The sequence below is a fragment of the Treponema sp. Marseille-Q4130 genome, assembly GCF_014334325.1.
Classification (GTDB): domain Bacteria; phylum Spirochaetota; class Spirochaetia; order Treponematales; family Treponemataceae; genus Treponema_D.
Window position 1 is genome coordinate 25,197 of record NZ_JACSET010000011.1, and the last position, 11,742, is coordinate 36,938.

General features: G+C 47.4%; 10 protein-coding genes and 1 tRNA gene. 6 read left to right on the plus strand and 5 right to left on the minus strand.

Translation table 11 applies throughout. The features are described from left to right. The first annotated feature begins 3 nt into the window (after positions 1-3). The gene (locus H9I36_RS10900; protein ID WP_187385386.1) at positions 4-666 is read left to right on the plus strand and encodes a methionine ABC transporter permease; all 663 of its coding nucleotides are present in this window, start codon (positions 4-6) and stop codon (positions 664-666) included. 91 nt (positions 667-757) lie between these two features. Here the strand turns inward: H9I36_RS10900 and H9I36_RS10905 are convergent, their stop codons facing one another. Then, positions 758-2,302 carry a DUF5312 family protein gene (locus tag H9I36_RS10905; RefSeq protein WP_187385387.1) on the minus strand — a complete coding sequence of 515 codons (1,545 nt, stop codon included), beginning with the start codon at positions 2,300-2,302 and terminating at the stop codon, positions 758-760. Positions 2,303-2,709: 407 nt separating this feature from the next. Here H9I36_RS10905 and H9I36_RS10910 point away from each other — a divergent pair, with 407 nt between their 5' ends. The 3 genes from H9I36_RS10910 to H9I36_RS10920 all read left to right on the plus strand — a co-directional run bounded on the left by H9I36_RS10910 (position 2,710) and on the right by H9I36_RS10920 (position 5,377). Beyond that, entirely contained in the window at positions 2,710-3,402 is a 693-nt protein-coding gene (locus tag H9I36_RS10910; protein WP_187385388.1) for a hypothetical protein, read from the plus strand. A gap of 11 nt (positions 3,403-3,413) precedes the next feature. Then, on the plus strand, positions 3,414-5,114 hold the full coding sequence (locus H9I36_RS10915; RefSeq protein ID WP_187385389.1) for an Ig-like domain-containing protein: 1,701 nt from the start codon (positions 3,414-3,416) through the stop codon (positions 5,112-5,114). A 190-nt stretch (positions 5,115-5,304) separates the two neighbouring features. Next, positions 5,305-5,377 (plus strand) — tRNA-Asn (locus H9I36_RS10920). A 293-nt stretch (positions 5,378-5,670) separates the two neighbouring features. On the opposite strand, the gene H9I36_RS10925 is transcribed toward H9I36_RS10920, so the two are convergent. Next, positions 5,671-7,353 carry a peptide ABC transporter substrate-binding protein gene (locus tag H9I36_RS10925; RefSeq protein ID WP_255422738.1) on the minus strand — a complete coding sequence of 561 codons (1,683 nt, stop codon included), beginning with the start codon at positions 7,351-7,353 and terminating at the stop codon, positions 5,671-5,673. Further along, positions 7,337-8,755 (minus strand): TP0584 family protein, encoded by a 1,419-nt coding sequence (locus H9I36_RS10930; RefSeq protein WP_187385390.1) that lies wholly within the window; start codon positions 8,753-8,755, stop codon positions 7,337-7,339. Before H9I36_RS10930 ends, H9I36_RS10925 begins: the two co-directional genes overlap by 17 nt. 116 nt (positions 8,756-8,871) lie before the next feature. On the opposite strand from H9I36_RS10930, the gene H9I36_RS10935 reads away from it, so the two are divergent. Both H9I36_RS10935 and H9I36_RS10940 read left to right on the plus strand, forming a co-directional pair. Continuing rightward, a complete protein-coding gene (locus tag H9I36_RS10935) occupies positions 8,872-9,168 on the plus strand; it encodes a BrnT family toxin (RefSeq protein ID WP_370586971.1) in 297 nt (98 codons plus the stop codon). Beyond that, entirely contained in the window at positions 9,143-9,439 is a 297-nt protein-coding gene (locus H9I36_RS10940) for a BrnA antitoxin family protein (RefSeq protein ID WP_187385391.1), read from the plus strand. Before H9I36_RS10935 ends, H9I36_RS10940 begins: the two co-directional genes overlap by 26 nt. A 48-nt stretch (positions 9,440-9,487) precedes the next feature. On the opposite strand, the gene H9I36_RS10945 is transcribed toward H9I36_RS10940, so the two are convergent. Beyond that, complete coding sequence (locus H9I36_RS10945) at positions 9,488-10,663, minus strand: DUF8086 family protein (RefSeq protein ID WP_187385392.1); 1,176 nt, start codon at positions 10,661-10,663, stop codon at positions 9,488-9,490. After that, positions 10,660-11,574, minus strand: coding sequence for a hypothetical protein (locus H9I36_RS10950; protein WP_187385393.1), 915 nt, complete (start codon positions 11,572-11,574; stop codon positions 10,660-10,662). Before H9I36_RS10950 ends, H9I36_RS10945 begins: the two co-directional genes overlap by 4 nt. Between the last annotated feature and the right edge of the window lie 168 nt (positions 11,575-11,742).

Genomic DNA, 11,742 nt, shown 5'->3' on the forward strand with positions numbered 1-11,742 from the left:
CGGATGAATATCGATAAAATAATAATTCTTGTGCGCGATGCTGCGGCGCAGACCGTGGTCATGGTCGTCTTTTCGACGTTGTTCAGTCTTTTGCTCGGCCTTCCGCTCGGCATCCTTTTGTGCACGAGCGATCCGCAGTCGGGAATCCGGCCGCGTCCGGCGCTGTATCAGATTTTAACGAGGATCGTCAACGCGCTCCGATCCTTTCCGTTTATCATTTTGATGATCGTTCTCTTTCCGCTCTCGCGCGTCATCGTCGGGACGAGTATCGGAACAAAGGCGACGATCGTTCCCCTGTCGATCGCGGCCGCTCCCTTCGTCGCGCGCATCATCGAGTCGGCGCTCAAAGAAGTGGACAAGGGCGTCGTACAGGCCGCCCGTGCGATGGGTTCGACGACGATGCAGATCATCTTTAAAGTGCTCATCCCCGAAGCGCTGCCTTCTCTCATCGACGGCGTGACGCTGACGGTCATCAACGTGATCGGTTATTCGGCGATGGCGGGCGCTATCGGCGGCGGCGGACTCGGAGATTTGGCGATCCGTTACGGCTACCAGCGCTTCCGTTCGGAAATCATGGCGATCGCCGTCATCGTGATTTTGCTGATGGTCGAATTGATTCAAATGCTCGGCACGGCGCTTTCACATAAAGTGGCTGCGACGCGATAAAACGCTTTCGCAAAAAGCTGCCGTGCGGCAGTTTTTTCAAGCGGCGGATGGTACGCGTTTGTGGGGTCGAATGAGTGCGTAACGACGATCCTTACTGCGCCGCACCTCCCATGCAGGTTTGCATGAGCGTCGCAAATACGTAGATTTTTTGATAGACGGCCGCTCCGATTTCATACGGCGGCTTGTCGGAAGCGCGTTCGATTTCTCTCCAGTTCGTGATCACTTCCGGCGATTTTTTCTTTTCATCTTCGATGAGCCATTTTATCATTTTGCCGATTGCGATGAGATTGCGCGTCGACTTTATGATGTACGTCTTTGCCTCTTCGTTCGATTCGTTGACGAGCCGGTTGATAATCGCCGCCGAATCGGGGGCATGCTGCGTGCGAGGCAGCAGCGTTTTGATTTTTATACCGATTTCTCCGTCTTCGGCGAGGCTGTCGTCGAAAGCCGTGATCGCTTCGGATGAGGAGAGCAGATCGTTGTATGCGTTCGACATGGGCATAGATACGGGAGTGGATACCCACGCGCCGCGGACGAGGACGAGATCGCAGTATTCGCGTACGTCTTTTTTAACAAATTCGATGAGAAAGCCTTTGACGTAATTGAGCGGGTCGCAGTAGAGATAGCCGTTGAGTTTTTTCTTTTCGAGCGGAGCGCTGTTTTCGGCGATATAATTTTTCAGGTAAGAGACGGATGTCGTATTGAAAAGCTTTACAAGCAATTCGTTTACTTTGCCGCTCGTCGCAGCCGATTCCAGTTTTTTGATAGCAGCCGTCGTTTCGAGTTTGAATTTATTGATAAAGGGTTCGACGATATTCGTTGTGACGTTATTTAAAACTGGAGCATAGTCCGGATCCTGAGTGATGAGTTGGACAGTCATATCGAATACGCCGGTCGCCTGTATATGCTGCATCTTCGTTACGATCTTTTTCCATACGCCGATCGGAACGGGTTCGACTCCGCGTATGTCTTTGAGCATTTTTATCATGGGCGCCCAATCGATATTTCCCGTTATGTTCCACATGAGCGTCGTAAAATCTTTGATATCGTCGGCGATGTATTTGCCGTCCGTCTTTTCGAATTGCGGAGTCACGGAAAAATCGCGTTCGGCAAACGACGAATTGAATTTTTTTAAGGTAAAATAATAATCGTAGGAACAAAAATCTTTAAAGCACAGCAACTCTTTGTACCGCTGTTCGATCATCGTCGTTCGCTCAAGGGTGAATTCGTCGATAAACGTTTGGAGCTGTTGCTGGACGTACTCGGTAAATTGCCGGAGCGGCATGGTTTTGCTTTTTTCCGCGATCGCTTCCTGCGTCAGCTCTTCTTCGATTTTGCGCTGATTGTCGGAAAGGAAATATTCGATGATCGCGACTTTCATCGCATTTTGATTTTTTATGTTTTGAAATAAAAGCTGCGCGGGCGATACGGCTTTATAAATTTCGTACAAGAGCTTTGCAAAGCCGGGCAACACTTCGCCGCTTCCCGCTTTATAAAAACGATAGTGCGATTTCGAAAGGCGTTTTGCGATCGCTTTCAACTGCCGTTTTTTTTCGTATTCAGGATCGTCGGAACCTAAAATGGACGCGAGTATTTTTTGAATGAAATTTCCGCCTGATGATTTTGCTTTTGCCATAACGTATGCGTACATCATAGCTTGAACGACGAGTTTTGTAAATGCGCTTGCAGAGCGTGTTGTAGGTGTCCCCGATATTGTAGGTGTCAAGCTATTGACATCTTTTATTTTTTTGGACTAAAGTAAAATCATGAATAAAAAAGCTGTTTTTGACGGACAATTTATTCTTTTTAATGTTCCATACTTGTATGACAGGAAGGGAATAAAAATGTCAGCTATAGCTTACCCCCCCCATTTTCTCTGTTAGTTATAATATCTCTAACAGATAGTTTTTTTAAAAATTATTTTTCTTATATCGGCATCATCTCAAATCCAAACCGCATAGTCGATTTATTCCGGCTGTACGGTTTTTTGTATACATTAAGCATTTTTTTGTATGTATTAAGCATTTACGGAGGAGGTTTAATATGAAATTAAACACAGATTACGGCGAAAAGTCGGATGAAAAGCCATTTGAACACTTTTCTAAGGACTTATTTGAAGAATTGCAAAAACATCCTTTCGGCAGTATGCCTAAAAGGGACTTGGACTGTTTGCTCTTTTTTCTTTTTGAAAAGCACGGCCTTTTAGAAGGAAAAAACAACAGAGAAAAGGCTCAAAATCTTCAAATAAACGAAACAAGGTTAAAATCCTACATTCTTGATGCAAATGCAAAGTACGGTAAGGATGAAAAGGCGAAAAATCTTGTTAAATTATTGCAGAAGATGGGAGACGGCACTAAGGTCTCAATAGACGGCGATTATTTGGTATTCCTTGAAGAAGACCCTGTTATAAAAGCCGACTTTGTTCAAAGTTTAAAAGATGAGGGCTTTTACACCGATTCAAGTTTTAATAATGAGCTTATAAAGGTAAAACTTTCAAGCTTTTTGTGCTTTGCCAAAAATAAGGGGTTTTTAAACAATAAAAAACTTCTTGACATTGTAAAAAGCGATGAAAAAAGCACAAAACTGATCAAGCAATTTATTGATAAGAATAAGAATGTAAAAGAAATGGCTTTAGGTGTATTAAAAATCATACAAGCACAAAACGGCTTTGGCATAGGTACATTTATAAGCCTTTTTGAATACGGAAAAGATATATTCACAGCTAAAATAAATTAATGGGGGTTTTTATGAAAACATCGAACTATGCAAGAAAAATTTTAACGGGAGCGGCACTCTTTATGCTGTTTACCGGTTTGTTTACAGGCTGTCCGCAAAACATTGAGGACAAAGCAGTTTCCGTAGAGAGTGTAAGGCTCGATAAAACGGAACTGGATCTCGGGGTAGAAGAAAGCTATAAGTTAAGTGCAGCAATTACCCCTGCGAATGCAAACAACAAAAAAATAACGTGGGCTTCGGACAACTCCGGAATTGCAAAAGTGGACCAAAACGGGAATGTAAGGGGTAAGGCCGATGGTACTGCCCTAATTACCGTAACCACAGAAGACGGAGGCAAAACCGCAACTTGCACCGTAAAGGTAAAGTTTATACACATAGATGGTATAAGTTTTGATAAAAATGAGCTCGACCTTGGGATAGGAGAAAGCTATAAGCTGACTGCAACAATCGATCCTGCAAATGCAAGCAACAAAAAAATAACGTGGGTTTCGGACAAGCCTGCAATTGCGGAAGTAGACCAAGACGGGAATGTAAGGGGTAAGGCCGAAGGTACCGCTGTAATTACAGCAACTACGGAAGACGGAGGCAAAACCGCAACTTGCACCGTAAAGTTAGAAGAAGTAGTGATCCTTATTCCAAGCCCCGATAAAAAAGACATTTATATTAAAGCCGAAAGTTCAAGCGGTAATATAACTGTTATAGGCTGTACCCAAACGGAACTTACAAGCGGAACGGAAACCACCTTAAATGCAACAAGCGATAGGGTTATCTTAAAAGGAAATATCAGAATCCTAGACTGCCACGGCAATCAGCTTACAAATCTCTATGTACAGGGTTTAAATGACTTGGAATCGCTGTACTGCTATGAAAATCAGCTTACAAGCCTGAATATGCATGGTTTGTATAACTTGGAGCGGCTGGAGTGCCACAAAAATAGGCTTACAAACCTTGATGCGCGGAGTTTGTATAAGTTGAAATGGCTGGACTGCCACGGCAATCAGCTTACAAGCCTTGATACGTGGGGTTTGAGGAAGTTGGAAGAGCTGGACTGCAACAGCAATCAGCTTACAAGCCTTGATACGTGGGGTTTGAGGAACTTGGAAAAGCTGAACTGCAACACCAATCAGCTTACAAGCCTTGATGTGCAGGATTTGAACAACTTGAGATGGTTGGAGTGCGGCAGAAATAGGCTTACAAGTCTTGATGTGCATAGTTTGAATAGATTGCAATATCTGTGGTGCTATGAAAATCAGCTTACAAGCCTTGATGTGCAGGGTTTGAATAACTTGAACTGGCTGGACTGCAGCGACAATCAGCTTACAAGCCTTGATGTGCAGGGCTTGAATAACTTGAACTGGCTGGGGTGCTCCGAAAATCAGCTTACAAGCCTGAATGTGCAGGGGTTAAATAACTTGAACTGGCTGGGGTGCTCCGAAAATCAGCTTACAAGCCTGAATGTGCAGGGGTTAAATAACTTAAAAACGCTGTGGTGCAACGTCAATAAGCTTAACCGAGATGCTTTTACAAAACTCTTTAACGATTTACCTACGAGGTATAGCAGCGATAACGCATATTGCGTTCTTTATACCGAAGGAAATGGTATTATCGAGGGAAACTATAGGGACTTTACCCCGGACGAACTGCAAGTAATCAAAAATAAAAACTGGAAGCCATATAAACTAAACAAGAACAATTGTCAAGAGGCACTATAAATAATTTGTAACAGGTCATAACGGATAATTCGCATTTTCAAAGTTACCTCTAAAAATGGCAGTTTTTAGAGGTAACCGATTGGGTAAATCGGCAATTATCCGTTATCCTTATTCAGTGCCGTATATTCGATGCACATATTGACTTTTTTTTACGCTTTCACTAGTATTATTTTTACGTTTGAAAAAACGTGCTCCCTTAGCTCAGTTGGTAGAGCAATGGACTGTTAATCCATGTGTCGCAGGTTCAAAACCTGCAGGGGGCGGACAGCTGTCACAAACCGACAGCTGTTTTTTATTTAACAAAAAACGGTACATCGCCGATACGTCAGGTTTTGAACCGGAGCTGTCGCGCGGAGCGAAAAGCGCACAGGATGTGCGAGCCTCAGGGAAAAAGCCTACGCCCGCGTGGAGCGGTGCCGAAGGCAGCCGCCGAAGCGAGAGCAGCGAGTGAGGCGGCCGCGCGTGAGCAAGCCGCGAAAGACGGGATTCTTCCGACCGTTTCGTCCGTACAAAGGATATTTTAAAACCCGATGTGCGGAACGAAGCGAGCGGATTTTTACCGTGCGACGATGTTCGGGAGCGGAGCTGTCTTTCGCTTTTTATACAGATACTTAAACGGGTGGATGTCGAACGCATTCGACGACCAGCCGCCCGTCGTTTCCAAATCGATGACGTTGAGGCTCACCGGATGCGATATGGGGAGAACTTCACCCGAATCGAGCAAAAGCTGTTCCGCCCGAGCAAGCAGTTTTGTACGCTCGTCACCCGTATAAAGCGCGGCTTCTCCGAGCAGTTTGTCGTATTCGGCGTTTTTCCACCGGGCGACGTTGAGGGTCGATGCCGATCGGAAGAGTTCGAGGAATGCGAGCGGGTCTGCAAAATCGCCGATCCACGTATATGAAAAGAGGTCGGCGTTCCACGAGGGAATGCTTTCAAGATAGCGGTTTATCGGAGAAGTTTGTACTTCGACGTCGACACCGAGCGCTTTCCATGCGCCGGATAAAATCTTCGCCTGCTTTTTCATATAATCGGTATCGGGGATCGCGATCACGAGCGGAAGTTTTTTATCCTGCGGAATGCCCGCCTTTTTTTTCGCATCGGCCATAAGCGATGCCGCTTCGTCGGGGTCGGTGTACGTAAAGCCCTCAACCTGCGGATAGCCGTTTATCGGATAGACGAGGGTCGGTGCTTTGACGAAGGCTTGCGAGCGCAGCTCATCCCACGGCACGGCTTCGAGGAGGGCGGCTCGCAGATCGGGATTGTTCCACACGCTTTTTTTCCGTGCCTTGAAAAATAAATATTCCGTTGCGAACTCCGCGTTGATCTGCACGCTGTCTTTGTCGAGCAGCTTTTGAACGGTGACGTTTCCCGCTATCCAGTCGGCACTTCCCGTGTTAAATAAAAATGCGTTTTCATCCGCATTGTCGCTTTGTACGATTGCAATCCGCTCAATGTGCGTATGGTCGGCGTCCCAATGATTATTATTTTTTATTAAAATCATCTCTTCGTTCGCGTTCCGCTGCAGGGAAAATGCGCCGCTTGAAACGCTTTTGTCTTTTTTGCAGACGACGAACGCGCTGTGGCACAAAACACGCGGCAAATATCCTGCAGGGGAGGCGAGTTCTACGACGAGCGTCGTGTCCGAAAGCGCGCGTATGCCGACCGCATCCCGTTTACCTTTTCCGTTTCGATATGCGGCCGCTCCCTCGATGATGTCGAACATAGACGAATAGGGTGCGCGCGGTTCCGCAAGTAAATCGAGCCATGCATCGCATACATCCTGCGCAGTGATCGGCGAGCCGTCGCTGAATTTCGCGTTTTTGCGGAGCGTAAAAGTCCAGCGCTTTTTGCTTCTCGAAATGCGGTAATGCACTGCAAGAGCGTTCTTCGGTTCGAGTGTTACGGGGTCGTAGGAAAAAAGCCCTTCGTAGAGCGATGAGAGTATCTGCGATTCGGAACTGTAGGAAGCCGTGTGCGGGTTCAAATCGTATTCGTGCACGGGAACGATGATCGTAAAATTATGCTGGAGCGCGGGGTCGATCGTTTCCGCTTCGAAAAAATCGCCGTCGATTTCGGGAAGGTTCGTGTCGGGGTCGTCGCGGGTTTGCGGAAAGAGAGCTGCGGTACAGAGCATTGCGGCAAAAAGCGCAGCGATGCATTTCTTTGCAAAGCCGATTTTATTTTGATGATATTTTCGAGACGCGATATTCGGATTATTAAAATCAAAGCGCATCTTCATCGATTCCCAATTTTTCCATCTGCATCTTTTCTTCGGCGACGGCTACGTATTCGGCGCGTTTTTGGTTCGTTTTGACGAGCGTGTTTTTCATCGTGACGAGTTCTATCTTCATCCCTTTGATTTTGTCTTTATTCGCAGAGGACGTTTGCGATTTGAAATATTCGTCGAGCGCGTTCAGCTGCAAAAGAATTTCCCTGTTGTCGGTGAGCTGCCGATTGACGAAACCGAGCACGGTTTCTTCCGGCGCCGCCGCGATTTTTCGGAACTCGTCGCTTTGCGTATCGGCGAAGGATTGCAAAAACTGCTGCTTCCGTACGAGAAGCGCAAAAAAAGTATGGTATTCGATTTTTTTCGTCGTGCGCGCTTCATTTTTTTGATTTACGATAACGAGTTCGTATTCTTCCGGAGGGGCTTTGAGATTGAACGCCTGCCTGAGTGCGCGTTTTAATTTGTCGAAAAAGCCGTTGTGTTCGGAGCTGAGAACGGCGTGATTCGCATCGACCTTTGCGGCGACCTGTTCGTACTGGGGCGCAAGCGCCGAAAGGGAAAGCACAGTGTCGAGCAGCATGGCTCTCGTGTCGACTTTTTGCTTTACTTCGCGGACGGCGGTTTCCGCTACACGCAGACGGGCGAGAGCCTGCATCTTCAGCTGTTCGCGTTCCTGTGCGCAATCTTCCTTGACGATTTCTTGAATGAGTTCGCTGTAGTATTGTTTTTTGGGAAGCAGCTTCGGAAAGAGTCGCTTGATTTCCGCAATCTCCGCACTGAACGAAGAGAGCGTCGTTTTATCGAAGGCGGGATTTTCGAGTACCTTTTTGCGGACTTCAAACTTATACGCTTCGCGCTGGAAATTTACCAAATCGGTCAAGCCCGAATAAATCGCCGAAACGGCCGTACTGCTTTTGTTGAGCGAATCGCTTATGAGGCTTAGCACCATTTGCGGGGCGTGGACGTGCGCTTCGTTTACGAGAGTCGCCAACCCGCGCGTGTTCACCTTCGAACTGTTGACCGAAAATGCTCTCCAATCGATGCAGGTCGCCAAATCGAGCAGGCGTTTCGTTTGCGCCAAATCGAGCCGGTCGGTCGAAAATTTATAATACGTGCACACGAATTCGAGCATGCTTTCGTAGTCGGAAAAGCGCGTTCCCATGACGATGGAGCGCTCGTTTTCCATATAAGCCGATTCATCGGGCAGTGTGATCTCCGTGATTTTTTTTTCAAGCTTGTACGGATCCGGCTTGATAAGCGCGCGCTGGACGAGCATGGTATACATGTTTTTGACGCAGGTGTGGAGCAGCTGAAAATTCGAAAGTACGCCGGGCAGCACTTTTGTATTTAAGTTTTCCGTTTTTTCCGCGATCGCCGTTTCGAGCGCGCCGAAAAAAGTTTGATTATCGCTCATACTTCTATTATCGTAACTTTTTTGCGAAAAATCCACCGAAAAAAAGCGAGGTCAACGTACAGCAAATTTGCGAACATATAAACATATAAGTATTGCTTGCTTTACCTTGCGGCGTGATGTATAATTTTACCAAGGTTCGGATAATGCTGTTTGAATGGGATGAACATAAAAACAGAGAAAATAAACGCAAGCACGGAATTGCATTTGAAGAGGCTGTCCGTGTTTTCGCCGATCCGAATTTGAAGATAGTACCGGATTCGGAAGAATCGGAGATCCGCTGGAATGCCGTCGGCTTTGCCGACAAAATGCTGTTTGTGGTTTTTACGGAACGCGGAAAAAACGCTTTGCGTATTATCTCTGCGCGCAAAGCAACCAAAAGAGAAATATATGGCTATAAAAACGATGACCTTTGAAGAAATTAAGAAGCTTCCGCCGCTTATGAAAGAACGCATCAAAGAAATTGATAGTTTTAAAAACACCGATTTTTCCGATTGTCCGGAACTTACCGATGTGCAGCTTAAACGTTTAAAATCCGCATACGATGTTCATCCCGAATGGTTCGACGATACAAAGACTACTGTACAGATTACCCTGGATAACGATATTTTGGCTGCACTCAAAGCGGAAAGTACGGAATATCAGTCCCGCATCAATGCAATTTTACGCAAAGCCGTTTTAGGATAAATACGATAAGCTGCTATATAATTCGAGATGTATACGCTGCACAATTTCTTACCGCGCCGCGTCGGAAACGCTTCCGTAGAGGATCGTTCCCAAATCGACGGAGAGAAAACCGCTTTTGCCCGTTTTGTAAAAGGAGCTTTCTTCCCACGCGGCGTACATTGTCGCCCCTGAAACGGCGAAGGTCGTGTATGCATAGCCTTCGGGCAGTTTCGGCAGCCTGAATGCGACGGGTTTTCCGCCGTTTACGATATGTCTTCCGTAAAGCGCGCCGCTTGCGTACGTCGTACCGTCGCGGAACATGAGACACGCGTAAGTGTCGGCGATGAGCGCGTTCGCCGAAAGCGGTGAGGCATCGTCGTTTTGCTTTTGATTCGTGTAGCGCCTCGGCGAGTGTCCGCCTGCCGTCCGGCATTCTACGAAAAATGCCGTATTTTCATCGACGAGCGATGCGAGCTCTTGCAAACGTTTCGGTGCGAATGCGATATCTACCGGAGTCGCCTGCGATCGGTATGCATCGGCGTCCGTTTGGGAGATGAGGAGATCGTTTTTTGCCGAAGCAGGCGAAATCGAAAGGAGCGGGATTTTCGGCTGTACGGACAGATATGAAAAATCGTTTTTTTCGTCTTCCGATTTTTTTACCGAACATACAAAAACGTTTCCGTCCCACACGAAATCAGTTATCTCAGACTCGGCGGGAAGGGCGAGAGCCGTGCACGTGATGAGCGGGTAAAAGACGCTCGACGCCGTATCGAAGAGAACAAGAAAGTGGTGTACGCCGTCTGTAGCGTTATTTGCAAGCGATGCATTGAAAAAGGTGCTTTTATACAGAGAAAAAATCGGCGTATCGTTTTGGAATACGAGATTGCCGGCCGTTCTGTCGGCAAAGACTGCGGCGTCCGTATACAAGCGGAAGGTGCTGCCGGTAAAGACGATCATGCCGAGCCTGTTGACGACGGCGTATGCACAGGGCATTTCGTTTCCGTTTCCGAGCGCGCTCGATGCCGATGAAATGCGTACGGCTTCCGTCCACGGTTTTTCCGCCTGCATCGGCGCGCGCCTTACGTCGTCGATTTCTTTTATTGCTCCGCCGTCAAAACAATACCACGTGTGAGCTTTTTTCTCCGGAGCGGCATCCGAAAAAGAGAGCGGGGCTTGCCGATCTTTTCCGCTGCACGAAGCGAGCGAGAGGAGGGCGCACAGTACGGCTATGTATCTGCATTTCATTGTTCCCCAGTGTATAGCGGTACGGCCGATATTGCAAGTGCCGGAACGCCGTCCGCGCGGTACTGCACTGCGGCGATACTTTGGATCGTGTACAAGTAGCTCGTAACGCCGGTTTTTTTGAGAAGCGTTTTTCCCGTTTTGCGCTGCGTGCGGTAAAGCGGGATATACTGCGGAATAAAAAGCGCATGAGATGTTTCCGTACCGTCTGATTGCGGCGCGCCGATTTCTTTCGCTTTTTGTTCGAGTTCGGCTACCGGGATAAGCGCCGTTTTTTTCATCGAAAGGAGCGATACGCCGAACGAATGTTCCGCAATCGCCGTGCAGACGGCTTCCGTATCCGCTTTCCACGGATCGTAAGGGCGTTCCGTGTCGGCAGATTTTTCGGCAAGGGCGTCACACAATTTTTTCCAATTGAATGTTGCAAGGTATGCGCCGTTCCCCGTTTCGTTTGCACGGCTCTTTACCGATGTATTTCCGTTATTCGCCGATTCCGTGCCGCCGCTTGTTCGGCCTCTCGGCGAGTAGAGCCGCATACACACAAAAGCTGCAAAACCGCTTTCCCAGCTGAGTTTTCTTTCATGCGGCCAGATGCAGCCCGCGGGCTTAAAAAATAAGGCGTTCGTTTCTCCGTGACGGCTTACGGGCTGAGCGATCACTGCGAGCGGACGGTCGGCTGCGGCTTCGAGCATTACGGTTTTCGCTCCCGTTTCAAGGCGAATGACGCGCCCGGCTTGTGTGCCGCCCGCGTACCGTATTTCCCAATAGGCGAGCGGCGGAAATTCGGCGCACTCGTCCGGCGGCCATGAAGGAAGCGAAAACGTAATTTCTTCCGTTTTGTCGAGCGGATTTTTGCACGACGCCATCCCCGCTCCGAGCAGGATAAGGGCGAATAATATCGATATCTTTTTCACGCTATATAAATCGCCTGAATCTTATCGTTTTACGCGGTTTTTTTATCGATTTTTCGTAAAACCTGTTGCCATATTGAGAAATTTTTTATATCTTTAACTATAAGTCAGCATAAACTTTAATTGCGAAAAAAAGATGCATTAAAGACGATTTAGTAAGGAGTTGCATTA